The organism is Shimia sp. Alg240-R146, from assembly GCF_947331465.1.
In the GTDB taxonomy this organism is placed as follows: Bacteria; Pseudomonadota; Alphaproteobacteria; order Rhodobacterales; family Rhodobacteraceae; genus Shimia.
Map to the genome: position 1 here is coordinate 719488 of NZ_CAMZOK010000003.1, position 25934 is coordinate 745421.

The 25934-nt window shown below is 57.2% G+C and carries 27 protein-coding genes; 15 read left to right on the forward strand and 12 right to left on the reverse strand.

Features of this window, described 5'->3' with window-relative positions; translation table 11 throughout:
* The first annotated feature begins 20 nt into the window (after window positions 1–20).
* The 3 genes from lptE (at window position 21) to PG871_RS19205 (ending at window position 2230) form a co-directional block, all read left to right on the forward strand.
* A complete protein-coding gene (gene lptE / locus PG871_RS19195; RefSeq protein WP_270732515.1) occupies window positions 21–515 on the forward strand; it encodes an LPS assembly lipoprotein LptE in 495 nt (164 codons plus the stop codon).
* Complete coding sequence (holA, locus tag PG871_RS19200; protein ID WP_270732517.1) at window positions 512–1537, forward strand: DNA polymerase III subunit delta; 1026 nt, start codon at window positions 512–514, stop codon at window positions 1535–1537. The genes lptE and holA overlap by 4 nt, the downstream gene beginning before the upstream one ends.
* 99 nt (window positions 1538–1636) lie before the next feature.
* Window positions 1637–2230, forward strand: a complete 594-nt coding sequence (locus tag PG871_RS19205; RefSeq protein WP_270732519.1) for a glutathione S-transferase family protein — start codon at window positions 1637–1639, stop codon at window positions 2228–2230.
* A gap of 17 nt (window positions 2231–2247) precedes the next feature.
* Here PG871_RS19205 and PG871_RS19210 read toward each other — a convergent pair whose 3' ends face one another.
* The 4 genes from PG871_RS19210 to PG871_RS19225 all read right to left on the reverse strand — a co-directional run bounded on the left by PG871_RS19210 (window position 2248) and on the right by PG871_RS19225 (window position 6363).
* Window positions 2248–3411, reverse strand: a complete 1164-nt coding sequence (locus tag PG871_RS19210; RefSeq protein ID WP_270732520.1) for a TIGR03862 family flavoprotein — start codon at window positions 3409–3411, stop codon at window positions 2248–2250.
* Window positions 3408–4721: a mechanosensitive ion channel family protein gene (locus PG871_RS19215; RefSeq protein WP_270732522.1), complete on the reverse strand. Its 1314-nt coding sequence runs from the start codon at window positions 4719–4721 to the stop codon at window positions 3408–3410. Before PG871_RS19215 ends, PG871_RS19210 begins: the two co-directional genes overlap by 4 nt.
* 275 nt (window positions 4722–4996) lie before the next feature.
* Complete coding sequence (locus PG871_RS19220; protein ID WP_270732524.1) at window positions 4997–5614, reverse strand: enoyl-CoA hydratase/isomerase family protein; 618 nt, start codon at window positions 5612–5614, stop codon at window positions 4997–4999.
* Window positions 5611–6363, reverse strand: a complete 753-nt coding sequence (locus tag PG871_RS19225; RefSeq protein ID WP_270732526.1) for an SDR family oxidoreductase — start codon at window positions 6361–6363, stop codon at window positions 5611–5613. Before PG871_RS19225 ends, PG871_RS19220 begins: the two co-directional genes overlap by 4 nt.
* Before the next feature lie 129 nt (window positions 6364–6492).
* On the opposite strand from PG871_RS19225, the gene PG871_RS19230 reads away from it, so the two are divergent.
* The 6 genes from PG871_RS19230 (at window position 6493) to lpxK (ending at window position 12817) form a co-directional block, all read left to right on the forward strand.
* On the forward strand, window positions 6493–7995 hold the full coding sequence (locus tag PG871_RS19230; RefSeq protein WP_270732527.1) for a DUF2125 domain-containing protein: 1503 nt from the start codon (window positions 6493–6495) through the stop codon (window positions 7993–7995).
* Between the two features lie 125 nt (window positions 7996–8120).
* Entirely contained in the window at window positions 8121–9467 is a 1347-nt protein-coding gene (locus PG871_RS19235) for a TldD/PmbA family protein (RefSeq protein WP_270732528.1), read from the forward strand.
* The gene (locus tag PG871_RS19240; RefSeq protein ID WP_270732529.1) at window positions 9454–10242 is read left to right on the forward strand and encodes a 3'(2'),5'-bisphosphate nucleotidase CysQ; all 789 of its coding nucleotides are present in this window, start codon (window positions 9454–9456) and stop codon (window positions 10240–10242) included. The genes PG871_RS19235 and PG871_RS19240 overlap by 14 nt, the downstream gene beginning before the upstream one ends.
* Before the next feature lie 102 nt (window positions 10243–10344).
* On the forward strand, window positions 10345–10587 hold the full coding sequence (locus PG871_RS19245; protein WP_270732531.1) for a DUF4170 domain-containing protein: 243 nt from the start codon (window positions 10345–10347) through the stop codon (window positions 10585–10587).
* Between the two features lie 8 nt (window positions 10588–10595).
* Window positions 10596–11816, forward strand: coding sequence for a 3-deoxy-D-manno-octulosonic acid transferase (locus tag PG871_RS19250; RefSeq protein WP_270732532.1), 1221 nt, complete (start codon window positions 10596–10598; stop codon window positions 11814–11816).
* On the forward strand, window positions 11813–12817 hold the full coding sequence (gene lpxK / locus PG871_RS19255; protein WP_270732533.1) for a tetraacyldisaccharide 4'-kinase: 1005 nt from the start codon (window positions 11813–11815) through the stop codon (window positions 12815–12817). Before PG871_RS19250 ends, lpxK begins: the two co-directional genes overlap by 4 nt.
* Before the next feature lie 20 nt (window positions 12818–12837).
* Here lpxK and PG871_RS19260 read toward each other — a convergent pair whose 3' ends face one another.
* On the reverse strand, window positions 12838–13506 hold the full coding sequence (locus tag PG871_RS19260; protein ID WP_270732535.1) for a DsbA family protein: 669 nt from the start codon (window positions 13504–13506) through the stop codon (window positions 12838–12840).
* Complete coding sequence (locus PG871_RS19265; RefSeq protein WP_270732537.1) at window positions 13507–14022, reverse strand: DUF721 domain-containing protein; 516 nt, start codon at window positions 14020–14022, stop codon at window positions 13507–13509. It lies immediately after the preceding gene.
* A gap of 87 nt (window positions 14023–14109) precedes the next feature.
* On the opposite strand from PG871_RS19265, the gene mutY reads away from it, so the two are divergent.
* Both mutY and PG871_RS19275 read left to right on the forward strand, forming a co-directional pair.
* A complete protein-coding gene (mutY, locus tag PG871_RS19270; RefSeq protein WP_270732539.1) occupies window positions 14110–15162 on the forward strand; it encodes an A/G-specific adenine glycosylase in 1053 nt (350 codons plus the stop codon).
* 60 nt (window positions 15163–15222) lie between these two features.
* Window positions 15223–16356 carry an alkane 1-monooxygenase gene (locus tag PG871_RS19275; RefSeq protein WP_270732540.1) on the forward strand — a complete coding sequence of 378 codons (1134 nt, stop codon included), beginning with the start codon at window positions 15223–15225 and terminating at the stop codon, window positions 16354–16356.
* 11 nt (window positions 16357–16367) lie between these two features.
* Here the strand turns inward: PG871_RS19275 and PG871_RS19280 are convergent, their stop codons facing one another.
* From PG871_RS19280 to PG871_RS19295, 4 genes are all read right to left on the reverse strand, one after another.
* Window positions 16368–17774: an adenylate/guanylate cyclase domain-containing protein gene (locus PG871_RS19280; protein WP_270732541.1), complete on the reverse strand. Its 1407-nt coding sequence runs from the start codon at window positions 17772–17774 to the stop codon at window positions 16368–16370.
* A gap of 168 nt (window positions 17775–17942) precedes the next feature.
* On the reverse strand, window positions 17943–19058 hold the full coding sequence (locus PG871_RS19285) for a site-specific DNA-methyltransferase (RefSeq protein WP_270732542.1): 1116 nt from the start codon (window positions 19056–19058) through the stop codon (window positions 17943–17945).
* A 106-nt stretch (window positions 19059–19164) separates the two neighbouring features.
* Window positions 19165–19782: a ribonuclease HII gene (locus tag PG871_RS19290; protein ID WP_270732544.1), complete on the reverse strand. Its 618-nt coding sequence runs from the start codon at window positions 19780–19782 to the stop codon at window positions 19165–19167.
* A 105-nt stretch (window positions 19783–19887) separates the two neighbouring features.
* A complete protein-coding gene (locus PG871_RS19295; protein ID WP_270732546.1) occupies window positions 19888–20343 on the reverse strand; it encodes a hypothetical protein in 456 nt (151 codons plus the stop codon).
* Between the two features lie 173 nt (window positions 20344–20516).
* On the opposite strand from PG871_RS19295, the gene PG871_RS19300 reads away from it, so the two are divergent.
* The 4 genes from PG871_RS19300 (at window position 20517) to PG871_RS19315 (ending at window position 24262) form a co-directional block, all read left to right on the forward strand.
* The gene (locus PG871_RS19300) at window positions 20517–20819 is read left to right on the forward strand and encodes a hypothetical protein (RefSeq protein ID WP_270732547.1); all 303 of its coding nucleotides are present in this window, start codon (window positions 20517–20519) and stop codon (window positions 20817–20819) included.
* Window positions 20791–21495 (forward strand): winged helix-turn-helix domain-containing protein, encoded by a 705-nt coding sequence (locus PG871_RS19305; protein WP_270732548.1) that lies wholly within the window; start codon window positions 20791–20793, stop codon window positions 21493–21495. Before PG871_RS19300 ends, PG871_RS19305 begins: the two co-directional genes overlap by 29 nt.
* A 105-nt stretch (window positions 21496–21600) precedes the next feature.
* Window positions 21601–23172, forward strand: coding sequence for a DUF427 domain-containing protein (locus tag PG871_RS19310; protein ID WP_270732551.1), 1572 nt, complete (start codon window positions 21601–21603; stop codon window positions 23170–23172).
* 73 nt (window positions 23173–23245) lie between these two features.
* Window positions 23246–24262: a LacI family DNA-binding transcriptional regulator gene (locus PG871_RS19315; protein WP_270732552.1), complete on the forward strand. Its 1017-nt coding sequence runs from the start codon at window positions 23246–23248 to the stop codon at window positions 24260–24262.
* Here PG871_RS19315 and PG871_RS19320 read toward each other — a convergent pair whose 3' ends face one another.
* Entirely contained in the window at window positions 24263–25171 is a 909-nt protein-coding gene (locus PG871_RS19320; RefSeq protein ID WP_270732553.1) for a phosphoadenosine phosphosulfate reductase, read from the reverse strand. It lies immediately after the preceding gene.
* Window positions 25171–25932, reverse strand: coding sequence for a sulfotransferase family 2 domain-containing protein (locus PG871_RS19325; protein WP_270732554.1), 762 nt, complete (start codon window positions 25930–25932; stop codon window positions 25171–25173). The genes PG871_RS19320 and PG871_RS19325 overlap by 1 nt, the downstream gene beginning before the upstream one ends.
* Window positions 25933–25934: the final 2 nt, after the last annotated feature.

Sequence of the window (25934 nt, forward strand, 5' to 3'; positions counted from 1 at the left end):
CCCTTTCTAACGGGACAACGATGAACCGACGCGGCTTTCTTCTGCTCACCGCAGCCGCCGCCCCCACGTTGGCGGGCTGCGGCTTTGAACCTGTCTATGGTACCCAAGGCGCCGCATCCGGCCTTCTGGATCGGATCGCCATGGATGAACCCAACGACAACAACAGCTACCTTCTGGTGCGCGAACTCGAAGACCGGCTTGGCCGCACCTCTGGCGGCGAAACTTTTGGCCTGTCGTACTCTGTCGCCACCGAAAGCAAGGCAGTGGGCAAAACAGTCGCTCAGGTCACATCACGCTTTGATATCTTGGGCGAAGTCACCTACGCGCTGCGTGATCTCGACACCAAAGAGGTGCTGACCACCAACACGATCAACAGCTTTGTGGGCTATTCTGCCAGCGGCTCCACCGTGTCCGAGGTCGCAGCCGAGGCCGATGCCTACGAGCGCCTGATGGTGATCTTGGCGGACCGCATCGTTGCCGAACTGCAAGCCTACGCGACCACCAACGCCCTATGAAGCTCTCCAGCCGCGACGCAAACCGCTACTTTGGCAAACCCGATCCAGACCGCACCGGCGTTCTGATCTATGGGCCAGACGCCATGCGCGTGGCGCTAAAACGGCAGGAATTGATCGCCGCCCTGATTGGCCCGAAAGGCGAAGAAGAAATGCGCCTGACCCGCATTCCCGGTGCTGAGCTGCGCAAGGACAAGGCCAAGCTGCACGACGCCGTCAAGGAAATCAGCTTCTTCCCCGGCCCCCGCGTGGCCTTTGTTGAAGACGCAAACGACACCGCCGCACCTGCAATCCTTGCCGCGCTAGAGGATTGGTCGCATGGCGATGCACAAATCGTCGTGACCGCCGGTCAACTGAAAGCCAGTTCAAAAATCCGCAAAGCCTTCGAAAACCACGCCCGCACTTATGCTGTGGGCATCTACAACGACCCGCCCAGCCGCGAGGAAATCGAGTCCGACCTGACCTCTGCCGGTCTGAAAAACATCGAACCTGAGGCGATGACCGATCTCTTCAACCTGTCGCGTGAACTCGATCCCGGAGATTTTCGCCAAACCGTCGAAAAACTCGCACTCTATAAACTCAACGACGACCTGCCGGTCAGCAGCGATGACGTCGCCGCCTGCGCGCCTGTCTCCACCGAGGCCGCGCTTGACGACATTCTCAACATCGTCGCCGAAGGCCGCGCCGAGGAACTCGGCCCGATCCTGCGTAAGCTTCAGGCTCAGGGCACCAACCCCGTGGCGCTTCTGATCGCCGCCACCCGCCACTTCCGCGCGCTTTATACCGCCGCCTCTGATCCCGGCGGCGCCTCTGCCGGTATTGCCCGTATGCGTCCGCCAATCTTTGGCCCCCGCCGTGACCGCATGCTGCGTCAGGCCTCCGGCTGGGGCGCGCCGAAACTGGAACAGGCGCTGACCGGCTTGACGGATACCGACTTAAAATTGCGCTCCGCTGGCCAACACGCTCCCGACATGGCGCTTGTGGAACGGTTGTTTTTGCGCATGGCCATGCTGGCTCGCCGCTAGCGGTCAAGACACCCAACAAGACCGAACGTCACCGATCGCAACCAACGCTTGTGCAACCCTCTCGCCCTTGGCACTCTGTCGCCAACAGGGAGGATCACTATGTATGACGTCATCGGAAGTTCCACCAGCCGCGCCTTTCGCGTGATGTGGATGCTTGAGGAACTCGGCCAGCCTTACACCTACATCCCAGAGCAGCCGCAAAGCGACATGGTCCGCGAACTCAACCCCTCCGGCAAAATTCCCGTTCTGCGTGACGGCGACGCGGTCATCACCGACAGCACCGCAATCCTCACCTACCTCGCGGACAAACACGGCGCGCTGACCTATCCCGCAGGCACGCTCGAGCGCGCTCATCAGGACAGCCTCACGCTAATGATTCTGGACGAGATCGAAAGCCCGCTCTGGACCGCCAGCCGCCACAGCTTCGTTCTGCCCAAAGACAAGCGTGTGCCCGAGGTCAAAGACAGCCTGAAATGGGAATACAGCCGCAACATGAAAACCGTCATGTCCCGCAAGCGCGGCGCCTACATGATGGGCGACATGTTCACCCTGCCCGACATCATCCTCACCCAATGTGCCACGTGGGCCAAAGTCGCGGGCTTCCCGACCGACAATGAGGATCTGCTTGCTTATATTCAGGAAACCCGTGCACGTCCGGCGTTTCGAACCTTGCTTGAGAAAATCAAAAAGTAATTCTGGGCGGGGCGGCTTTATGCGGTTGGCGATCTGGACAGGTATTTCACCGCCCCGTCGCCCGCCCAGCGCCCCGTTGCCAAACAGGCCGTCAGCAGATAGCCGCCCGTCGGCGCCTCCCAGTCCAGCATTTCGCCGGCCGCGAAAACGCCAGGACGGTCGCGCATCATCAGCGCCTCATCCAAAGCGTCCAGCCGCAGACCGCCTGCAGTGCTGATTGCCTCATCCATTGGCCTTGGCCCCGCATGGGTCACCGGCAGCGCTTTCAGAACCGCCGCCAGATCGTCAGGCAGCGGTCGCGCAAACTCCATCAGCAACGCCAGCTTCTCGGGCGGCAGCTTCAACACTTTGCGCAGGAAATTTGTCAGGCTCGCTTTGCCGCGCGGCTTCGCCAATTTTGCCCGCACAGCCTCTGGCGACATGTCCGGCAGCAGGTCCAGCGTCAACGCCTGCCCATCCCGCATCATGCGCGACACCGCATAGATCCCGCCGCCTTCCAGCCCTCGCGCCGAAATCACAAACTCTGCGCGCACGCGGTTTGCGCCCACCTGCAGCTCTACGTTTTTCACTGGCGTGCCAAAATGCTTGGCCATATGCGGCGACCACGCGACCTCAAACCCCATATTGGCCGGTTGAAACGGCGTCAGCGGCGCATCGATCCAGCCCGACCAAGCCGCATCCGACCCCAACCGCGCCCAGCTCGCCCCGCCACAGGCCAACACGCAGACCTTGGGCGTGATCTCCTGCACGCCCTCGGGCGTCTCAAAACGATAGGCGCCCCCAATCCAGCGCCATCGCGTCCGAACCTCTACACCCTGCGCATCCAGTCGCCCAAGCCACGCCCGCAACAACGGCGACGCCTTCATCGCCTTGGGAAACACCCGCCCGGACGAGCCGGTGAACATCTCCTGTCCCAGCCCTTCGGCCCAAGCGACGGCTTGCGTCGGCCCAAAGGCCTCCAACATGGGTCGCAACACCGGTGCGGCCTCTTCATATGCATTTAGGAAAGCCTCAAACGGCGCATCTTTGGTCAGGTTCAGGCCCGACTTGCCCGCCATCAGAAACTTGCGCCCCACAGACGGCTTGGTCTCGACCACCACCACCGAATGTCCCGCAGCAGACAACACTTCCGCCGCCATCAACCCCGCAGGGCCGGCCCCTATGACCAGCGCATCGCTCACGATGTTGGCAAGGGTGTTTTCAACTCCACAACCCGATGCGGATAAGGGATCTGGATGCCTTCGTCCTTGAGCGCATTCCAGATCAGGAACAGCACATCGGACAGGAATTTATTCTTACCGTCATCAATACCTTCGACCCAGAATTCCACCGAGAAATCCACGCCACTGTCGCCAAACCCGCGCAATTCGCAATCCGGCGGAAAGGGCTTGTCCAGCACACCGGGATGTTTGGCCACAGCCGCCTCGATGATCGCAGGCACACGGTTGATGTCGGTGTCATAGCTGACCGAAAAATCCGCCTCATAGCGATTGGCAGACCCGCTGTCGGAATAGTTCACCACCCGTGTGGTGATAAAATCCTCGTTTGGCACCACGATCCAGCGCCCGTCGTAGGTTTCCAGAATGGTCGCCCGCGCGGTCATCTTGATGATCGTGCCCGCCTCGCCCCCGTCCAGTTCGACATAGTCGCCGACCGTGGCTTGCCCTTCGAGCAGAAGGATCACACCCGAGATAAAGTTGGAGGCAATCTTTTGCAGACCAAAGCCAAGGCCAACACCAATCACACCGGTCAGAACCGCCAGCGACGTCAGCGATATGCCCATGATGTTCATCACCAACAGGAACGCGACGCCAAAGATTGCGATCTCTATGGTTTTGGCCGCCAGCTCGCGCATGGCGGGGCGCATTTCATCCTGACTTTTGATGAACTGGCTGGACTGATCGTTGGACCAGCGTCCGAACCAGAAAATCGCGCCTGCCACCAGCACAAAGCGAATGGCAAACAACACCGAGAACGACAGATTGCCCAACGGTACCACCGTGGCATCCAGATAAGCCATGACTTCATCCAGAATGCCCAGCGCATACAGACCGGCAATCGGCACAAGGATATACCGCCCCAGCACCTTCATCACTGGATCATTGATGATTTCCTTCACCAATATGCGCACCGCAATGAACAGGAACACACGTTTGCCAAAGGCAATCACAGCGCCAGATCCAAACATCGCACGGGTGGCGGTCTCTCCGATCCCGATGAACGCATAAGCCAGCAGCGGTAAAAGAAGTGGCAGGAACATCGCCACAAACCTGCGCGCTCGAGCGAGATAAGTCTCCGCGTCCGCAGCTGGCGTCAGCAATCTGTTGAGCAAAGGGCGCAGCTTCTTGGCCACAAACAGAGCCGCAACATAAGCCACCACCAACAGCGCAAATTGCGACCATGCGGCGGGCGACAGCAACCACCCCTGCGCGATGTCCCAAAGCTCGGCAACTTTTGCCAGCAAGTTCTCAACGATCACTGAACGCTCCATCCGGGCCTCTCGCAAAACTAACCTGACATTCCTCTTGCCCGCTTGGCGACATCAACTCAATGGGCAAGTCGGGGGAAAGCGAGAGGCGTGACCTCATCGCTGCACCAATCTGCAGGCTTCGCAAGCACCCGACGGAGAGCGCCGCGCGTTGCGCAAACTTTTGGACAGCGCGGAGTTGGCACCTACGCAATACCGACGTTTTGCAGACGCGTTGCCGAATTCGGATTCGCTGCGACTTCGCGATTGGTTAACGGCGCTCTGAAAGCGCCGTCAGCCTATTGCCTGTCGCACATTGCCTTAATGCTGGCTGCAATCTCAGGTTTGGCCGCAAGCGTGTGCTCTGAAATAGAATGAGCCTCGGCAAGCAACTGATCGCGATCCACAATTCGGTCTACCAGACCAAAAGAGAGCGCATCGGCGGCGGTGACTTTCTGACCACTCATCAGGATCAACTTGGTGCGCGCCGGCCCTATCAGAGACGCCATACGTTTCGGATCAGACGGCTGCGGTAGAAATCCAAGCTTCATCACCGGATAGAAAAACTTTGCTTCCGGCACCGCTAAACGGATGTCACACGCCAGCGCCATTCCCATCGCACCGCCAGCAAGCGTTCCGTTGAGGGCCGCAATCGTCAGCCCTGGCAAGCTGGCAATCGCGCCTGACAGACGCTCCCAGACATCACTGGTGGCGAGGCCCGCACGGGCCTCATCCAGATCGGCGCCAGCGGAAAAAACCTTGCCTGTTCCAGTGATTACCAACACGCGGGCCGCTTGTGCGCTCTCGGCAATTTCTGCCAATTCAGTCAGCATCGCAAGGGTCAGAGAGTTCGCTTTATCGGGGCGGTTGATGGTCACCACCCACAGCCCCGATGGCTCCTTGATCAGATCGATCATATGAGGCCAACCTTGCGGCGGATGTCTTCATCCCGAAGGGCAATCTCATCACCCAGCCAACCATCGGCTTCGGCAGAGCACATCCAAAGCAGACACTTTGCGGGCCATTCCGGCGGCACGTGATCGGTCCACTCCAGCTTGCTAACAGGATTGATGCCGCTTGCCTTGATCTCTCGCTGCATTTGGGTGGCCACGGTGCCAGGGCTCAGGCCAATCGCACGGATGCCTTTTTCCCCTGCTTCCTTGTGCACACAACGGGTCAACATATTGACGGCCGCCTTGGAGGCACAATAGTGGCTCCAGGCTTCAACCGGTCCATGCGCCGCACCGGAGCTGATGGTTAGGATCGAGCCGCCACCAGCCTTTTCCATCACCGGCATAACAGCCCGCAAGCCGTGGTAAACGCCCTTGAGATTGATATCGATCACCTGCCCCCATTCGGCTGGATCTGATTGATCCAAATGCGAAATCGGCTCCACGACACCAGCGTTATTGATCAGGATATCCACGCCGCCAAACTTGGCCACAGCGGCTGCAACCGCAGCCTCAACTTGCGAGTAATCCGCGACGTCGCAGGTCACGGCCAGCGCTGCGTCACCAATCTCCGCTGCTATCGCCTCAATCGCGGCGCCACCGCGTGCCGTCAACACCACATTGGCCCCCGCAGCGGCAAACACCCGTGCCGCGCTTTCGCCGATACCGCGACTCGCGCCGGTGATCATTACTGTTTTTCCGGTTACATCAGACATATCGCTCTCCCGCATTCTATTGCGCCCAATTGCTACTGCGCCAGTCCGCAATGGTCCAGCCTTTCGCCTTGACGACCGCCCGCGTTCAGAAGACCTTTGGAAGGTCATATTTATCGAGGAACATTCATCATGAGTATTTTCCCACGCCAACGTATGCTCGCCACCACCGCCGGTCTGGCTCTTTTGTGCGGGCCAGCAATGGCGGACGTCACAGCTCAGGACGTCTGGGCCAATTGGCAAGCTTACATGGAAGAGGTCGGCTACGACCTGACCGCGACAGAGGAAGCCGGCAACGGCAACCTGGTGATTAAGAATATCGAACTGACCATGGATATGCCCGAGGACGGCGGCACAGCCTCTGTCACAATGGGGGAAATGGCATTTGCAGAAAACGGTGATGGCACCGTTTCGGTAACACTGGCGAGCGGATTACCCCTCAGCCTTGCCTTTAGTGATGGCACCGAGGATGTGGCGGCCACTCTTGAAATGTCTCATCAGGGACTGACAACCGTGGCCTCCGGCACACCCGAAGCAATTGTTTACACTTACAACGCCGAGAATATCGCATGGACGCTGCTGGACTTGAGCGTGGATGGTGCCCAGATTGATGACCTGGACGGCAAGATCTCTGTGGACGATATCGCAGGCACCTCCCAGGTTTCTTTAGGCGAAAGCTCCTTCAGCAAGGACGCGATGACCGCAGAACAGCTGAATATTATGGTCAAAGGCGTTGACCCCGAGTCCGGCGGCATCATTGATTTGACGATTGCGATGATTGGCCTAAAGGGAAAGTCCGAAGGCACCCTGCCGTTTGGTAGCCTCACGGGAAATCCCTCCACCATGTTTGTCGAAGGGCTTGACCTCATGTCCGGCTTCACCATGCAAAGCGCAGCGCTGGCCGCAGCTTTTGAAGACGAAGAAGGCCCCGGTCAGATCAACCTCACCACTGGCGCGGGCGCAATTGATCTCGAAATGAGCGATGCGTTGGTGTCCTATGGCGGCGAAATCAGTGACGTAGCGGCTACTGTCATGTCGCCGGATGTGCCACTGCCCATCGATGTTGCATTTGGCGAGTTGGGATATGGTTTCACCATGCCGCTCAAGGCTTCTGAAGAGGAACAGGACTTTGGCCTGAGCCTTAAGTTCAACGATATCAGCCTGTCCGACTTCCTGTGGAACATGTTTGACCCGGGTGCGGTTTTGCCACGTGATGCGGCTTCGTTGGTGGTTGGCCTGTCCGGCCGCGCCACAGTGTTTGAGGACCTTGTCACATTGGACGAAAACATGTCTGAGATCCCGGGTGAACTGAACGCAGTGACGATCGACACCCTGAAGCTAAGCGCAGCGGGCGCGGATATTTCAGGCACCGGGAGCTTCACCTTCGACAACTCGGATATGATTTCCTTTGACGGTTTCCCGCGTCCTGAAGGGGCGGTTGATCTGGAAATCAACGGGATCAATGGACTGATCGATAAGTTGATCACCATGGGCCTGTTGCCGGCGGAACAGGCCATGCCGGCGCGCATGATGTTGGGCATGTTCACGGTGCCGCAGGGCGAGGACCAACTGACGTCGCGCATAGAGGTGAACGAACAGGGCCACGTGCTCGCCAACGGCCAGCGGTTGAAATAGCGTCATAGGCCTGATCTGGCCAATCGGCCAAGCGGGAGGCTGTTTTTATGGCCTCCTTTTTTGGTGGCGGCTTGCGCTGTGGGGCCACGAGGTCTAACTCAGTTGAAACACGCAGCGAGGACACGATGGCAGACTCCCCACAAGCCCTGACCCAACAGCTTTTGGACGCCGCCCGCACCGCGGGCGCCGAGGCCAGCGACGCCATCGTTGTGGCTGGTACATCTCTTTCCATCGAGGTGCGTGCCGGTGCTCTTGAGCAGGCCGAACGCTCCGAAGGTCTGGATCTGGGGCTACGAGTTCTGGTCGGAAAACGTCAAGCCAATGTATCGATTTCCGATGCCCGCCCAGATGCCATCCGAGAGATGGCGGAACGCGCCGTTGCCATGGCGAAAGAGGCGCCGGAGGATCCCTATGTGGGCCTCGCGGACACAGATCAACTTACTAAAAACCGCGACTCCAATACGTTGGAACTTGCAGACCCCTCTGCAGAACCGAACCCTGCTGCACTACAGGACGACGCTCTCGCGAGCGAAGCCGCAGCGTTGGCTGTGAACGGCGTCACGCAGGTGCAATCCGCAACCGCAGGCTATTCCGCCAATGATGTCTGGTTGGCGGCCAGCAACGGATTTTCAGGCGGCTATCGCCGCACAAGCCGCGGCACCTATTGCACGGCCATCACCGGCACAGGCGACGGGATGGAACGGGACTACGATGGCGACAGCCGCGTGTTTCAAACCGACTTGCGCACAGCTGCCGACATAGGCCAATCCGCCGGTCAACGTGCTGTCGATCGCCTGAACGCCCGACAACCGCAAACCGGAACATTTCCGGTGCTGTTTGACGAGCGTATCTCCAGCTCTCTGCTTGGCCACCTGCTGGCCGCTGCCAACGGTGCCACTGTGGCGCGCGGTTCCGGATGGTTGCGCGAAAAACTCGGGGCTCAGGTCTTGCCTGCGACGATGTCGGTGATCGAAGAGCCCCATCGCCCGCGCGTGACCGGCTCTCGCATGTTTGACGCAGAAGGCCTGCCCACTCGACGCCGTGCCATCATCGAAAACGGCGTGTTGACGGGATGGACGTTGGATCTCGCCAATGCCCGCAAGCTTGGCATGGCATCCACAGGCAACGCTGCGCGAGGCGTTTCGGGCCCGCCTTCGCCGTCCAACTGGAACGTTTCGATGACGCAAGGCGACAAGACCCGCGCCGAATTGTTGCAGGATATGGGCACCGGCCTTCTGGTCACCTCGATGATCGGCTCCACCATTAACCCCAATACGGGCGATTACTCCCGTGGCGCCTCCGGTTTCTGGGTCGAAAATGGCGAGATCACATTTGCGGTGAACGAATGCACCATCGCAGGAAACCTGCAGGAGATGATGCGCTCCCTGATCCCAGCCAATGACGCTCGCCAGCACCTGTCGCGACCTGTCCCGTCTTTGTTGATCGAGGGGCTCACCCTTGCCGGCGCGTGATCTTCAACTCCTGCTAGATGCAGCACAAGAAGCCGGTCGTATCGCCATGCGCTACACCGGACCCAAAGCCGAAACCTGGCATAAACCGGACGGTGCCGGCCCTGTAACAGAGGCCGACCTCGCTGTGAACGATATGCTGGAAACCACCCTGCGCAGCGAACGCCCTGACTACGGCTGGCTCAGCGAAGAAAGCAGCGACGGACCAGAACGCCAAGACGCCGAGCGTGTTTTTATCATCGATCCGATCGACGGAACCCGCAGCTTTATCGATGGCTCCAGCACATGGGCGCACTCGCTTGCGATTGCCGAACGTGGTCAGGTCACTGCCGCCGTTGTTTTCCTGCCGATGCGCGACAAAATCTATGCCGCCGCCCTTGGCAATGGCGCAACTCTGAACAACGAACCGATCACGGCAACGGATCAGGAGCAAATGGTCGACGCCAGCGTATTGGCCGCGCGACCCGTTATGCATTCCGACCTTTGGCGCGACAAGGCACCGGACTTTGCCCTCGGTTATCGCCCTTCGTTGGCCTATAGGTTGGCGCTTGTCGCACAGGGGCGCTTTGACGCCATGCTGACGTTGCGCCCGACATGGGAGTGGGACATCGCCGCCGGTGATCTTATTCTACGCGAGGCTGGAGCTGCGGTGTCTGACCGGATGGCACAACCGCTTGTGTTCAACAAACCCGACCCGCGGCTAAACGGTGTGGTCGCAGGAGGGGTTCCTTTGCATCGCCAGATTTGCGATGCGCTCGCGCCTGTTAACCCTCTTTGACTTTGATGACGGATTGCGGGGCGTTGATCAGGTCTACCCTTGAGGCCCGATGCTATCGCGATTAGTTTGCGCAAGAACACAGCATCTCAAAGGAGATCCACGATGGCGCAACGCTTGCACCTTGTTTTTGGCGGCGAACTTATTGACCCGACCAAAACGGCATTCAAAGATGTGGACGACATCCACGTAGTTGGCATTTTTCCTGACTACCAGTCGGCCTATGATGCGTGGAAGGCCGAAGCCCAGCGCACCGTGGACAACGCCCATATGCGTTACTTCATCGCGCATCTACATCGCCTTCGCAACGAGGCTGCCGAAGCCTCTTCCACCGAAGAACTCGGTTAAAGTCGACGATGCCGCGCTCGCTCGGGCTGACAGCATATTTGGCATTTGCCCGCCGTCAGCCACGCAGGTTCAAACCGAGCATCACCAACCGACCCAAAGGGGAGTTGATCTGGCTGCACTGCTCAGACCCCGCTCGCGTCCGCAGCCTTGCCCAACTGGGTCTGCGTTTGGCCCATGTACGGGGTGACACACCGAAAGTTCTAATCACCACTGCTGGCGACGCCGCGCCGACCCAGAGCCTGCCGGAAGGTGCGATCTGGCAAGAATGCCCCGGTGAAAATCCCGACGACATCAAGGATTTTCTCGAGCACTGGCAGCCTGATTTGTTAATCTGGCTTGGGAAATGGCTTCGCACCGCGCTTATTGTGGCGAGCGCTGAGCGTATGCCTGCGATGCTGTTGGAACCGGGATCTCCGATGCTCGAAAACAAACGATGGCGTGTCGGCCCCGAACCCATTCGGGCCACGCTCGCGCGTTTTTCTATCATTCTCGCAGACACGCCCGCCAACCAATCACGCTTCCGCTCCATTTTGCCTGAGACGGTCGAGGTTCGGGCCAGCGGACCGCTGACTGAAGAAGCCCCGGCACTGGGGTGTGTCGACAGTGATCTCGAAGACCTGCGTGAAACTTTGGCCGGGCGGCCTGTTTGGTTGGCGGCTCGGGTGCAACCCGAGGAAATGCCCGCCGTCTTGACCGCCTACAGAGCCGCGCTGCGGCTTTCTCATCGCCTTCTATTGGCGGTGGTGCCCGACTCACCTACGCAGGTCGCAGTGATTGACCGCCAGATTGTCGAACAGAATTGGCGCGTGGCCTATTGGGATGACGGTGCGTTCCCGCAGCGGGATACTCAGGTGGTGCTTGCGGAATCGTCGCAAGAACTGGGGCTTTGGTATCGCATTGCGCCGGTCAGTTTTGTAGGATCATCTCTGGTGTCTGGCCACGGTGGTCGCGACCCACTGGAACCTGCGGCACTTGGCTCTGCCGTGCTTTATGGTCCTTCGGTGCGCAATCATCTGGACAGCTACACGCGCCTGGCCAATGCCGGTGCCGCGCGAATTGTGCGAGACGCCGACAGCCTCGCTACGGCGCTCATTCAACTGGCCGCACCCGATCAGCTGGCCGCTATGGCGCATGCAGGGTGGCAGGTGATTTCCCAAACTGCCGAGGTCACTGATACAATTGTCGCCCACGCTCAGAGGTTGCTCGACGAACAGGAGGCCGCACATTGAAACCCCCTCTGTTCTGGACCAATCCGCCAAGCTCACCTGGTTGGCAATCTACCCTTCTGGCGCCTCTTGGAAGGCTTTATGCTGCCACAACCAGCCGCCGCATCTCCCAAACCTCAAATGCCTATCGGGCACCAGTTCCGGTGATCTGTATCGGCAACATCAATGCTGGCGGCACCGGCAAAACTCCGACGACAATCGCGCTAGTGCATCACCTGCAATCGAAAGGCCTTTCGCCGCACGTTGTTTCGCGCGGGTACGGTGGAAGTCTGGACGGGCCTGTCGAAGTTCACGAACGCACACACAGCGCGGAGCAGACCGGCGACGAACCATTGTTGCTTGCGGCTTTTGCGCCCACTTGGGTCGCCAAGGACCGGGCTGCAGGCGTCAAGGCCGCGGCTGAGGGCGGGGCCAAAGTGATCTTGCTAGACGATGGATTTCAAAACCCATCCGTTGTCAAAGATGCTTCGATCGTGGTGGTGGATGCCCAGCGCGGCTTTGGCAACGGACGCTGCATTCCTGCGGGCCCATTGCGCGAACCTGTTGCGCCCGGCCTTGCGCGCGCAGATGTTCTATTGTCGATCGGAGGCGCAAATGCACAAAAAGCGTTCTCCGACACATGGGGCCATGCGATCTCGCGGCCCCATGTGCGCGGCGCCCTAAATCCGCTGCCGACGGGGATGGACTGGACCCAAACACCGTTTCTTGCATTTGCGGGGATTGGCCATCCTGAGAAGTTCTTTGCCACCTTGCGCGGGCTTGGTGCAACGCTTTTGCACTGCGAGGCACTGGCCGATCACCAACCATTTTCGCCCCAGCTTTTGACGCGCCTCTCGATGGACGCCAAGCGTTTGGGCGCGCAGCTTGTGACGACGGAAAAAGACGCCGTGCGCCTGCCACAAGACATGCGCCAAGACGTGCTGACGTTACCGGTCAGGCTGGAATTGGAAAACTGGTCGGAAATAGACGCGCTTCTGGATCGCGTTGTTCCCGGGCAGGGCTGACCCAGCCCGGGACTTTTGACTTACTCAGCCAGTTTCTCTTCGATGAGTTCCTTCAAAGCCGCATAGCTCATATTGGAATATTTTTCACCATCGATGATCAGGGTCGGTGTAGCGCTCACATCGTCGGCTGCTGCATTTTCCTGATACCAACCGACAAGCGCCTTGGCTTTGTCCTCGTCTTGCAGACACGCTTGCAAGGTATCGTCATCCAGACCCGCCAGACGACCGGTTTTGCGCAAAGCACCGGCGATGGCAGTAGGATCACCAGCGCGCGACCATTCCGCCTGAGTGCTCATCAGAATGTCTGCGATGCCAAAGAACTTTTCCTGACCGCCGCAACGGGCAACCATGCTGGCCCACAAGCCAAAACGGTCAAAGTACACATCACGGAAGATGAATTTTACTTTGCCTGTATCCACAAATTCCGCTTTCAGCGGCTTCAGAACCTGACTGTGAAAAGACGCACAATGTGGGCATGTAAAGGACGCATATTCGACAATCGTGACCTTGGCGTCATCGGCGCCCATCACCATTTCAACCACGCCAGAGGTGTCAACATCAGCACCGTCCGAAGACACCGGTTCAATCTGGGTGACCCCAGCAATCGGCCCCTGTTGGGTATTTAGCCAATAAGCGCCGCCTGCCACCGCAAGCACCACAACCGCGACAAGCGGGAGGATACGTTTCATCTAGAAACCTTTCTTCGTATGTTTGTTTTTATCGAGTACGTTTTCTGCGAGCCGCGCAAGCGCCTGTCGCAAATCCGGATCACCAACAGGGGCAGCGACATGTGCAGCTTCCTTGACCACCTCCGGGTCTTTGGGAGCGTCCGTCGTTTTCTTTGCAGGCGCAAACTGGGCCTGTCCTTCGGCGAATCCCGTGGCCGCCGTCTGGGTAATACGCAGGTGGGCAATCGCGTTATAGCCGTAGGCTGCATTCACGCGGTTGCGCAGTTTTTCTTTTTGCATCTCCAACATCGGCGCCTGCGCGCCTGTGGTCAGAACGGTCAATGTCGCGCCAAACCCCTGGCGCCCGTATTTGACATCTACCGGGCGACAGATACCCGCCATGTCTTCTCCAACAATTTCCGTCCAATGCGTCAGCACCCGCGTCACGGCAAAACCACGACTTTCCCCCGCGCTGCGGATGCGGTCCCGCAGCAACGTTGACGTGCGTTTGAAGCCTTTGGTTGTGGCGCGTCGCATGGTCGGCCTTGCATCCTTGGATCGCTGGCTATTTTAGTAGCCCCGCGCACATGCGCCAGCGAAACCGTTCCTAAAGGGAGATAAAACTTGCGTGACCAGCAAGACAGCGCCGATTTGCTTGAGTGGTATGACCGCCATGCCCGTGCAATGCCTTGGCGCGTTGGCCCCGCCGCTCGGGCGGCAGGCACCTCACCCGATCCATATCAGGTTTGGCTGTCTGAGATCATGCTGCAGCAAACCACGGTGGCGGCGGTAAAAGATTATTTTGAACGTTTCACCGCTCGCTGGCCCACGGTTCAGGATCTGGCGAATGCGGCAGATGAGGACGTTATGGCGGAATGGGCAGGCCTTGGGTATTACGCCCGCGCCCGAAACCTTTTGAAATGCGCCCGTGTGGTCGCCAATGAGATGCAAGGCCATTTCCCAGCTGACTATGACGACTTGCTCACCCTGCCCGGCGTTGGGCCCTACACGGCAGGCGCAGTATCAGCGATTGCTTTTGACCGGCCTTCCACAGTGGTGGACGGTAATGTTGAACGTGTGATGGCGCGAATGTTTGATGTCCACACGCCCCTACCCGCCGCCAAACCCGAGCTAACCAAACATGCGGCCGCGCTGACCCCGATAAAGCGCCCGGGCGATTATGCACAGGCTGTCATGGATCTGGGCGCTACGATTTGCACGCCGCGCAATCCCGCATGCGGTATTTGCCCGTGGCGCGCACCGTGCAAGGCGCGTGAACTCGGAACCGCCAGCGATCTGCCTAAGAAAACACCGAAGAAACCCAAACCCATTCGGTTCGGCGTGGTCTACATCGCCAAACGCGTCGACGGGGCCTACTTGCTGGAGAGGCGTCCCGATAGTGGTCTCTTGGGAGGCATGTTGGGCTGGCCCGGATCAGAATGGCTTGAAGAGGCCGCACCGGCACACAAAGCCCCTATTCGCGCTGAGTGGAAAACCCTCAACGGTGAAGCCCGCCATACATTCACCCATTTTCACCTACGTTTAACGGTCAAAACTGCACTGGTGCCAATGGACCGCCAACCTCATGGCAGCTTTTTTGTGGAAAGCGAAACATTTACGCCCAATGATCTGCCCACAGCGATGCGCAAGGCCTTTGCCCTAGTACCGGACCGCTAGAGCCGTTGCAGCACGCCGACTATCGGCTCATACTTCGAGCAAAACCTGATGGAGTCGCCCATGATCCCCGCACAGCACGTCGCCAAAGTGACCAGCGCACTGCCGTTCTGGATATCACTTTTGTTGATCCCGTTGATCTGGGTCTCTGCCAATTTGGGCGGATGGTGGGTTCTGCTGGTGCCGGTCATCACATGGTATCTTTTTGCCGGTCTTGATGCGATTGCAGGCCTGAACCTAGAAAATGCGGATCTTGAGACCACCGACGAACAACTTCATTTCTACAGTCTGGTCACCAAAATCTGGCCATTTGCGCAGTTTTTCACGCTGTTTGGTCTGATTTGGCTAGTCACCCACACCGACCACCTGTCCGTGGGGGCGACCATTGGCCTGATGTTCGGAATGGGCGTGATCTCTGGCACAATCGGCATCAATTATAGCCACGAGTTGATGCACCAAAAGAACAATACGGAACGCTGGATGGGCGATGTCCTGTTGGCGATGGTACTGTATTCACATTTCCGGTCTGAACACCTGCTGGTGCATCACCGCTATGTTGGAACGCCGCGTGATCCGGTGACCGCCCGCTACAACGAAGGCTTTCACCGTTTTTTTCCACGCGTTCTGATCGCCTGCTTCAAAAGCGCCTTTCGCGCGGAAAAGGACATGCTTGCACGCAAGGATTTGCCCTGGACTGATCTATCCAATCCCTTCTTTCGCTATTGGGCCCTACAGGGCGCAATGCTGCTGCTGGCGTTGATCATTGGTGGATGGGTGGGTGTTCTGCTGTTTATCTGGCAGGCCTATATAGCGGTTTGGCAGCTGGAGCTTGTGAACTACGTTGAACACTACGGCCTGACACGCAAACACTTGGGCGATGGCAAATACGAGCACGTCAAACCACACCACAGCTGGAACGCTGCCCATAAAGTATCCAACTGGTTGCTGATCAATTTGCAACGTCACTCAGACCATCACTACAAACCTGACCGGCGCTTTCCGTTGTTGCAAAACTACACGGACGCAGAGGCGCCTCAGTTGCCCTTTGGCTATCCGGTCATGACCATCGCCGCGATGATTCCACCACTTTGGAAAGTTGTGATGAACCCGCGCGTACGTAAATGGCGTGGCATGTATTATCCGGAAATCACCGATTGGCATGCCTACAACAAGGCCAAAAACCCAATGCCCCGCTAGTCTGCGGGGGTTTAAATCTGGTGGTCCAACGGCCGCTCAAAAGCCCACACTGTGAGCTTTTCGGCAACGCCTCGAATGTCCTGATCAGTGAACTTTTGCAAGCCGTCCAGGCATTCGTCGCCACCCTCCGCCAACACTTCGGCCCGCATTCCATCGCTGATCACCAGCCGCGCATTCAGGCCCCGCGTCATGCTTTCCAGCCGCGACGCAACGTTGACCGTGTTGCCGACAACCGCAAATTCAAGCCGGTTCGCCCCGATGTCGGCAAGGACCGCCGGACCATAGTGCGCACCGAACCCGACCCGCAATGGCGGTTGCCCTTTGGCGATCCGTTTGGTGTTCCAATCGTCCACATCCGCCATCATCTGGCGCACGCATTGCATGGCATTTTGGGCGTCATGATCTGATGGGCTGGGCGTGCCAAACGTCGCCATCAGCCCGTCACCAAGGTACTTGTCCAACGTGCCTTCGTGGGAAAACACCGCCCGCTCCATTAGGCCATGAAAATCCCGAAGGGTGTCGATAACCTCCTCCGGTTTGCGGGTTGCGGCGAACTCCGTGAAGCTGACGATATCCACAAATAGCACCGCGATGTCATGGCTTCGGATCTGTTTGAGCGGCTCATCATTCTGGCTCAACTCTTCGACAACATTGGGTGAGAAATACCGCGAAAGGTTGGTCCGCTCCCGCTCAAGCGACGCATTTGACCGCATCAGCGCATTGAACCGACGCACACCAAGGCCAAGGACAAAAGCGACCAGAACAAAGATCACAATTTCCTGAACGCGTTGCTGCACGTTGAAGAGGTTGGGGTCCACTTGCTCTGCCAGCCCCGGAAAGTCGGCAAGTGCTCCGTCGATTGCTTCGCTGATGCCCGGAATTGGCTCAGCAAACCAAATCGAGAGACCCAAAGCAGCCGCCCACATCATGCCTGTCCACGTGCCTATCGCGATCACGGTCCGCCAAGAATACGCCAACGTGCCAGCGGCCAGAATAAGGAAAAAGTACTGAAAGTTGCCGAACTGGAACTGCATCGCCTGCGGCCAGTCGGCGTGAGCAATCGGATTGGGACCGATCATGCCCACAACCATTATGAAAAGGTCCACAAAGATCAAAAGTAACTCTAACCGGGATTTGCCAACCCGACCAACTCTACGGATTAACCATCCGTTGAGACACAACAGCAGCAGAATGAATTCGTAGTAAAAAACGTCAGGCCACGGCGCGGTAAACAGCAAAAAGACACCGACCACAGCCATCGCCACCCAACGCGCGATAACGGCAAGTTCCAAGCCTTCGCGCTTGTGTTTTTCAAGCACAGCCTCGGTATAGCTGTCGTCTCGAAATCCGTCGTCGTCAAAGTGATCAAGCACTACGGTTCTATCGCCGTGTGTGTCCGTCGCGGTGTTCTGGGCCATTTTGCCTGGTCCTCCCTGCTCCGTTGCACAAAATAGGTGCGCTTTGAGTCTATCACACCCCCCAAACGAGAAAAAACCCCGCCGTCAGAACGGCGGGGCAAGTCATGGTGCCTGCCTGACCATTCTGGACGGCGGCACCGGCGGTATCACTTGAGTGATCTGCTAAATTCAGTTTGGCCGTGCGGCCATTTCAGACCGGATCTGCTGACGCAGAAGATCGATCGGGACCTTTTTGCCGTCCTTTTTGAACGACCAATAGGTCCAGCCGTTACAGCTCGGCGCCCCTTCGAGGTGCGCACCGACTTGGTGGATCGACCCTTTTATGTCGTCCCCTATCAGTGTGCCGTCAGCACGGACTTTCGCCTTGTGACGACCATTAAGCGAGTAGAGTTCTTCACCCGGGCGCAACATGCCACGCTCGACCAACTGGCCAAACGGAACACGTGGTTCGGCGCGCTTCGACGCCGTGACCTGCAACGCTTCTCGGTCAAATTTGCGCACATTTTTGATGCGCTTCTCGGCCACCTTGCGATAGGCCTCTTCGCGTTCGATGCCGATAAATTCACGACCCAGCATTTTGGCGACGGCCCCGGTGGTGCCTGTACCAAAGAACGGATCGAGAATGACGTCACCGGGGTTGGTTGAACCAACCAGAACACGATGCAACAGGCTTTCCGGCTTCTGCGTCGGATGTGCCTTGTCGCCGTTTTCGTCTTTCAGACGCTCATGGCCGGTACAGATTGGCAGCACCCAGTCGGACCGCATCTGCACGCCTTCGTTCAACGCTTTCAGCGCTTCGTAATTGAATGTGTATTTCGCACCTTCGGATTTGGACGCCCAAATCATGGTTTCATGTGCGTTGGTAAACCGTTTTCCGCGGAAATTCGGCATCGGGTTGGATTTGCGCCAAACCACATCATTCAAAATCCAGTAGCCCTGATTTTGCAATTCCGCACCCATGCGGAACACGTTGTGGTAGCTGCCAATCACCCAGATTGCGCCATTCGGTTTCAGGATACGTCGCGCGGCCTTCAGCCATGCACGGGTAAACTTGTCATACGCCGCAAAGCTCGAGAACTGATCCCACTCGTCATCCACCGCATCAACCTTGGAGTTGTCGGGACGATGAAGATCGCCCTTCAGCTGAAGGTTATAGGGGGGATCTGCAAAAATCAGATCGATTGAATTCTCTGGCAGACTGTTCATCACTTCGATGCAGTCACCAGACAAAATGCTATTGATCGGGAGCGCAGGCGCGCTCTTCGCTTTGGTCATCGTTTTCATTTTCTGCCTCATACACGGCGCAGTTTTTTCGCGCTCGTTGATTGCCTCTAGGATGAGTCAATCCTGATTCGGCGTCAAATTCTTTTTTGAATCAACGACTTAGTTTTTACTCTTGATACAAGATATTGTGTACCGGCTTGAACGAACGTCTATGATGTGGGGTTACACCAAGATTTTGCAGTGCCGCTTTGTGGCTTTTTGATGGATATCCGGCGTTTGTGTCCCATCCATAGCCAGGAAACTGTTGCGCCAAATCCATCATGATGTCGTCGCGTGCGATTTTTGCCACGATAGATGCCGCCGCAATCGACACTGATTTGCCATCCCCTTTGACCACTGCCTCTGACGTCAACGTCAAGTTGCTTGGGATCAAATTTCCATCAATCAACAAGTAGTCCGGTGCAGGATCAAGTGCCGCCACAGCCCGTTCCATCGCCAAATGACTGGCGCGTAGAATGTTGATCTCGTCGATTTCCGCGACCGATGCATGCGCGACTGACACTTGCGCGGTTGCCCAGATCTCTTTTGCAATCGCTTCACGTTTCTTGGCGGACAGTTTTTTGGAGTCATTCAATCCGGCGGGTATCCGCATGGGGTCAAGGATGACAGCTGCCGCCGTGACGGGGCCAGCCAAGGGGCCGCGACCCACTTCGTCCACTCCGGCGACACGTGTGGCGCCTTTTGAAAGCGCACGGTCTTCGAGAGAAAAATCGGGATAATCCATACCGCCTGAGAAGCATTTCACGTCGGCCAAATCAACAAAAAACCGGGGCACATTTCTGTGCCCCGGCCTCGGTTACCGGTCTGTGCCGGCTTTCTGCCCGATGGTTCAGTGCCAGCTGACGTCAAAGCCCTTGCGATTCAGGCATTGGGTTTTGTACCCCGTCACCTTGCGTCCATATTGGTTGATCGCCTTGAAATGACATTCTTGAGGCAACCGGTGCGTGCGAGCGCGGGCCTGTGTCAAACACCCTGTCCCATAAGCTTGCACCTTACGTCCTCCGCGGAGAGTAAAGGTCTTGGAGCACCGGCGAGGCAAAATGCTCCGCCCCGGACGCCGGTCCGGCAAGATGTCACGGGGCTGTGGATCCCGTGGCCGCGTAACTACAATCGGCTCAGGGTCATTGTTGTTGGCGACAGCGCTGCCGATGATGACCAAAGCTGTGGTGCCAAACAAAATCTTGGCAAGATCATCATTGCTCAGCGCACGAGCGGGTAGTGCGGAAATGCCTGTCACCGTCATAGCGAGGCCGAGAATGGTGGCGATAAACTGTTTGGAGGTCATGGTGTGTCTTTCCTGTTGGAGGCTGCTCGAAAAGTGACGCATGGGCGTCGGTGATGCCCCAACATGGCCTCGCCTAGAAAAACCGCTCAATATCAGCCATTTGTTATGCGATATCCCCGACATTCCGAGCGCTGGTTATTGAATATCAAGCGGTTTGAGCGCAGTGTTTGGCCATGTTCAAACAGCTTTCATATTCCCTTCGCCTGCTCGCAATCCCGGTCGCGCTTGTTTTGGCTTCTCCTGCTGCGGCTGCTGATTGCTACGCCGACTACAAGGCCAAAAAGGACAACCCGTTGCGGCTGCACTATGGTGTGGTCGCTCTGCGATCTGGCTGCGACAAACCCTCGGCGCGTGCCGAGGTCGCAAACCGCATCGCCAAAGACGGGTGGACTTTGCTAAACGTTCTCTCGGTATTTGACGAAACCGAACTCTCTGGAAAGGAAGCCAGTGCAGGGCAATTCTACCTCTTCTACTGACTTGCGCCGCAGCGGTGGCCGCATCGTCAGCCTTGGCATCGGAGCAATCATTGCCCTTCTTCTTGTAGGCACGATTGTTTTGGTCTTCACGCTGCCGGACGCCAACGCATTTAATCTGCGGGTTGAACAGCTGTTTTTGGAAAACGACACGCTGACCGGTCAGGCGGAAATCAAGCTTCTGGAAATTCTCGCACAGTCCGGCACAGCCTTTGCCGATACGCTTGCAAGTTACCGACTGGTGCTCCTTGTGCTTTTGGTCTTTGCAACTGCGATGATGATTGCAGCACTGGTTTTTCTTGTGGCGTTGGTGATGATGAATCGCCGCATGGCACAAATTGAGCGCGCGGGCATTCAGGTGAACTCCCTCATCGTCAGCCGCGACGAGAAAACCGTCTACCTCAACAACATGGGCTTCAAGCTGACGGACGCGGCGATGGAAACGCTGTCGGTATTGGCCGAGGCGCGGCTGGATGATGATGTGATTTCCGGCATAGAGATCGAGGCCGTGATCTCTGGAAAATCGGCAGCCGATTGTGATGAAGCCGCAGGAGCCACCCGGATCAAAAGACTACGTGACAGTCTCGGAAATCAGATGGTGAGCGAGCTTTTGGTCAAAAACATCGCGCGCAAAGGCTATATGTTGGCCATCGACAAAGACGTGATCCGCGTCCTGTAATCTGAAGGCTTGTCGCGGTGTCTCGGATATATGACACGTCAGCAGTCTTGGATTTCGAGGCATCAGCCCTCACATTACCCACAACATGATAGGGAGGGCAGCCCCATGGAAGGGTCCCGGTTTAACAGTGCGTCGGGCTATGGCATCGACATCGAAACAGTGGAGGGTCGTGTTCGAATCCTACGAGATGGCGTGGTGTTGGCCGACAGCATACGCGCCAAAGTGATGTATGAGACCCGCTTGTCACCTCAAATCTACCTGCCTCTGGAAGACATCAAAGTCGCGCTGTCAGACCAAACCGATCTGAAAACCTTTTGCCCTTTCAAAGGCACGGCACGGTACCGTGACATGGTTCTGGACGGCGAAATCATTCCCAACGGTGCGTGGTCCTATGACGACGCACTGCCGGAAAGTCGCGGCATCAACGGCTTTATCGGCTTTCTGCCTTCGAGCTATACCGACGTTGACCTTGGTAAAGTGCAACTCGACGCTGGCGTCGCGGGCAACATCTCCGGCCCGCTGGTGGACTGGTTGATGCGCGGCGCGGCCTTTGAGCCTACGCCCGAGGATTTCATCCGCGCATTGGGCGAAAAGATGATCGAGAGCGGAATTGCGCTCTACCGGATGTCCACCATGATCTGGTCTCTCCACCCGATGATTGCCGGCAAAAACTATATCTGGACTCGCGACTCGGACGAGATCCGGACGTTCGCGCCGTCCTATGAACTTTTTGAGCATCGCAGCTTCATTAACTCTCCGCTTCACCATGTATCCAATGGGCTTGGCGGCGTGCGTCAAATGCTGGACGTGCCAGACGACAAGATGCAATTCCCGATCATGAAAGACCTCAAGGATGAGGGCGCGACAGATTACGTTGCCATGCCGCTGTTTTTTTCCAACGGACAGGTGAATGTTCTTACCTTGACCAGTGACCATCCCAACGGTTTCACGACTGCCAACCTTGGCCTGATCTTCGAAGTTTCCAGCGTCATCAGCCGCTTCTTTGAGGTTTTCACCCAAAAAGAGAACGCGCAATCCCTTTTAGAAACGTACGTCGGGCGCCGCTCCGGCGCGCGTGTTCTTGGTGGCGAAATTCGGCGTGGTGACGGCGATGAAATCGATGCCGCCATCATGTTCTGCGATTTGCGCGGCTCTACCAGTCTCGAAGAGACTCTGGGCCGCGATGCCTACATCGAACTTCTGAATGGGTTCTTTGACACAGTGTCTGCAGTTGTCCACGACACAGGTGGGGAGGTTTTAAAGTTCATTGGTGACGCTGTTTTGGCCGTGTTCCCTGACCATGAAAAAGGCACCGAAGGCTGCATCAACGCCATTGAAGCCTGCAAACGCATTGTCGCCGAGCTGGATGCGGCGTCTCAAGAACGATCGCAGCGCGTAGAATGTTCCATCGGTGTCAGCCATGGCAGCGTGACCTATGGAAATGTTGGCTCTCAGGAGCGGTTGGATTTCACCGTCATCGGTCAACCCGCAAATGTCGCAGCCCGCCTAGGTGACTATGGCAAAAAAGTCGGCCACCGCATCGTCGTGTCTCAGGATTTGGCTGACCAATGCGATGACTGCATCCCGCTTGGCCCTGTTTCTTTGCACAACGTTTCCGAACCTGTTGAAAGCTTTGCAGTCAGCGCAGGCGTGCCGAAACCTGCGGAACTGGTGTAATCTGGAGCCTAACCGCTTGAACACTCTGAGATGTTCACGCTAGCATCACAAACAGATCAGCGGGAAAACAACAATGACACAAAACAACCGTTCTTTGACCCTTCGCGATGTCTCAGAGGCTTCCGGCGTTTCCGAAATGACCGTCAGCCGCGTGCTGCGCAATCGGGGCGACGTTTCTGCCACTACACGCGAAAAGGTTCTGACGGCCGCCAAGGACCTTGGGTATGTGCCAAACAAAATTGCAGGCGCGCTTGCCAGCCAACGGGTCAATCTTGTGGCGGTTATCATCCCCTCGCTGTCGAACATGGTTTTCCCCGAAGTTCTCGCTGGCGTTAGTCAGGTTCTGGAGGACACCGAGCTGCAGCCTGTTGTGGGCGTAACTGACTACCTTCCGGAAAAAGAGGAAAAAGTTCTCTATGAGATGCTGTCGTGGCGTCCGTCCGGCGTGATAATTGCCGGCCTGGAACATACCGAAGCTGCGCGCGCCATGATGAACGCCAGCGGCATTCCCGTGGTCGAAATCATGGATGCTGACGGAGAGGCCGTAGATGCGATGGTCGGCATTTCGCATCGCCGCGCTGGCCGCGTGATGGCCGCCTCGATCTTGGAGGCCGGGTACAAAAAGATTGCCTTCCTCGGCACCAAAATGCCGCTGGATCACCGCGCCCGCAAACGCTTTGAAGGGTTCACCGAAACTCTCGCAAAGTCCGGTATCGAAGTGGCAGAACGCGAATTCTATTCAGGCGGGTCAGCCCTCGCCAAAGGGCGGGAGATGACTGAAGCGGTGCTAAAACGGTCCCCCGACATCGATTTCATCTACTATTCTAACGACATGATTGGCGCCGGTGGGCTGCTCTATCTGATGGAAAAAGGCATCGACGTGCCGGGGCAAATAGGCCTTGCAGGTTTCAATGGCGTTGAACTGTTGCAAGGGTTGCCCCGTCAATTGGCCACCATGGACGCCTGCCGTCGAGAAATTGGTGTGAAGGCTGCAGAAATCATTGCGTCCCGCGTCAATGGAGACGACACCGACAAGTCGGTGACCCTGACACCAAAAATCAGCTTTGGTGATACACTGCTTAGAAAGTGATTACTTTTTGTGTTTGGCGATGCGGGCATCTGCAGCCCGCAGCGCCTTGCGGAACACCGGCGCACCACGGCGTGCTAAAACAGCGGTGCAATAGCGGCGGATGAGCTTGGGCCTGTCCGCCTTTTCCAATGCTGACAGCATTTCCTTTTGAAACCGACTGATCTCACGTCGACGACGCAACAGTGTGTAAAACTCAGACTGCGTCATGGTTCCCGCGACACAGCCTTCGATCACAGGCTTCAAAACTCCCATCAAAAGCCACAACGATGCAATGCGGTGCCCCATGAAACGACAGCGATACTTGGTCACGTTGTCGCCGCGATACAGCGCAGCATGCATCGCATCCAACGGCGCCCGTGGGTCGTAAAACACATGCACGGCCTCGGCCGAGGCGACCATGTCCGGCCCATAGGCATAGCGGCTGTGGAAATCACGCTTCCACACCTTGCGATATCGCGTTTCCCAGCTTGCGATCTCGCGATCCAGCGTGGCCTGTGGCGAAATACAGATCACCGTCGCACCCGGTGCGGCGCTTGAAAACACCGATGCGGCATAAGCCCCCATCGAAGCGCCGTAAAAAATCACTTTTTCAAAGCCTTCAAAGAACCCATCGTCGCGCAGCCGATCAAAGAAATCATGCACTGAATCGTCGCGATACCATGTCCAGTCGTGCGCCATCAGGCCCAGCATCGACCAACCGCGTGACGTGACAAAATCATAGCCCCAGGGCATCCGATCATCGCCCCGCTCATAAACGTGATCCAGATTTTCAAACGTCACGATTAGCGTTTTTCCACGCTCAACAAACAGCGCAGTATGCTCATCGCCAAGAGCCTCATAGAACCCTTCGGCCGCTCCGACTTTCTCAAGGTTGCGGCGCCATTCAAGTTGTGTTGGCTCTTTGGTCACTACGCAGCCCGCGCGAGCCGTAGGCGCACGTCCTCATACATATCGAAATCCTCGCCAAAGGCGGTTTCAATGTTGCGTCGATCGGCTGGCGTCATCGCCTCGATCATCTCGGCACTTGCCGATTTGTGACCAAGCGAGCGGCGCGTGTCCTGAACAACCGGTCGATCCGCGTCAAACAACGTTTTTACCACGAGATTGAGCGCCCCATTTAGATCCGCCATATCGCCTACAAAATCGTAATTGATGAAGTCGTAGGACACTTCTTTCCGCTGGCTCCGCCAATGGCGGTCAATGTCGCGTGCGGCCTCGTCTTGGGCCATGATATCTAGAAATTCAGACAGCGTGATATCATCATCAATTGGCCGATTGAGATGGCGCATCAGTTTAGCCTTCTGCTTCTCGCCTTTGACGATTTTGTCTGAGAATGACGACACCGTCCGGGCCACCGGTTCCCGCACCACAGTGAACTTAAAGACCTGCCGATCCGCCAATGCCTCCATCACCCGCGCCATCGTCAACCCGCGCGGGCCCGTCAACAAAAGTGACTGAGGCGGGGTGTGCACGCTTGTCATATCGATGGTTTCATCGCCATCGCCACGCACCTTGATCAGATTGTCCATCAACGTGGCCAATACTGTCGTGCAAGCGGCCTTGTGGTTTTTCATATAAAGGAACGGCTTGCCAAAAACCGGCACATTCACCAGTTGCAAAAAATGCTTGGTGTGCAAGTAGTTGTCCAGAATGCGAGGGTGGTGATCCATCG

What these genes read in the sequence shown, in the direction of transcription:
- lptE (WP_270732515.1), top strand. Translation starts at nt 21, where the DNA reads ATGAACCGACGCGGCTTTCTTCTGCTCACCGCAGCCGCCGCCCCCACG.
- holA (WP_270732517.1), top strand. Translation starts at nt 512, where the DNA reads ATGAAGCTCTCCAGCCGCGACGCAAACCGCTACTTTGGCAAACCCGAT.
- PG871_RS19205 (WP_270732519.1), top strand. Translation starts at nt 1,637, where the DNA reads ATGTATGACGTCATCGGAAGTTCCACCAGCCGCGCCTTTCGCGTGATG.
- PG871_RS19215 (WP_270732522.1), bottom strand. Translation starts at nt 4,721, where the DNA reads ATGGAGCGTTCAGTGATCGTTGAGAACTTGCTGGCAAAAGTTGCCGAG.
- PG871_RS19220 (WP_270732524.1), bottom strand. Translation starts at nt 5,614, where the DNA reads ATGATCGATCTGATCAAGGAGCCATCGGGGCTGTGGGTGGTGACCATC.
- PG871_RS19225 (WP_270732526.1), bottom strand. Translation starts at nt 6,363, where the DNA reads ATGTCTGATGTAACCGGAAAAACAGTAATGATCACCGGCGCGAGTCGC.
- PG871_RS19230 (WP_270732527.1), top strand. Translation starts at nt 6,493, where the DNA reads ATGAGTATTTTCCCACGCCAACGTATGCTCGCCACCACCGCCGGTCTG.
- PG871_RS19235 (WP_270732528.1), top strand. Translation starts at nt 8,121, where the DNA reads ATGGCAGACTCCCCACAAGCCCTGACCCAACAGCTTTTGGACGCCGCC.
- PG871_RS19245 (WP_270732531.1), top strand. Translation starts at nt 10,345, where the DNA reads ATGGCGCAACGCTTGCACCTTGTTTTTGGCGGCGAACTTATTGACCCG.
- PG871_RS19250 (WP_270732532.1), top strand. Translation starts at nt 10,596, where the DNA reads ATGCCGCGCTCGCTCGGGCTGACAGCATATTTGGCATTTGCCCGCCGT.
- PG871_RS19260 (WP_270732535.1), bottom strand. Translation starts at nt 13,506, where the DNA reads ATGAAACGTATCCTCCCGCTTGTCGCGGTTGTGGTGCTTGCGGTGGCA.
- PG871_RS19265 (WP_270732537.1), bottom strand. Translation starts at nt 14,022, where the DNA reads ATGCGACGCGCCACAACCAAAGGCTTCAAACGCACGTCAACGTTGCTG.
- PG871_RS19275 (WP_270732540.1), top strand. Translation starts at nt 15,223, where the DNA reads ATGATCCCCGCACAGCACGTCGCCAAAGTGACCAGCGCACTGCCGTTC.
- PG871_RS19280 (WP_270732541.1), bottom strand. Translation starts at nt 17,774, where the DNA reads ATGGCCCAGAACACCGCGACGGACACACACGGCGATAGAACCGTAGTG.
- PG871_RS19285 (WP_270732542.1), bottom strand. Translation starts at nt 19,058, where the DNA reads ATGAAAACGATGACCAAAGCGAAGAGCGCGCCTGCGCTCCCGATCAAT.
- PG871_RS19290 (WP_270732544.1), bottom strand. Translation starts at nt 19,782, where the DNA reads ATGGATTATCCCGATTTTTCTCTCGAAGACCGTGCGCTTTCAAAAGGC.
- PG871_RS19295 (WP_270732546.1), bottom strand. Translation starts at nt 20,343, where the DNA reads ATGACCTCCAAACAGTTTATCGCCACCATTCTCGGCCTCGCTATGACG.
- PG871_RS19300 (WP_270732547.1), top strand. Translation starts at nt 20,517, where the DNA reads ATGTTCAAACAGCTTTCATATTCCCTTCGCCTGCTCGCAATCCCGGTC.
- PG871_RS19310 (WP_270732551.1), top strand. Translation starts at nt 21,601, where the DNA reads ATGGAAGGGTCCCGGTTTAACAGTGCGTCGGGCTATGGCATCGACATC.
- PG871_RS19315 (WP_270732552.1), top strand. Translation starts at nt 23,246, where the DNA reads ATGACACAAAACAACCGTTCTTTGACCCTTCGCGATGTCTCAGAGGCT.
- PG871_RS19325 (WP_270732554.1), bottom strand. Translation starts at nt 25,932, where the DNA reads ATGGATCACCACCCTCGCATTCTGGACAACTACTTGCACACCAAGCAT.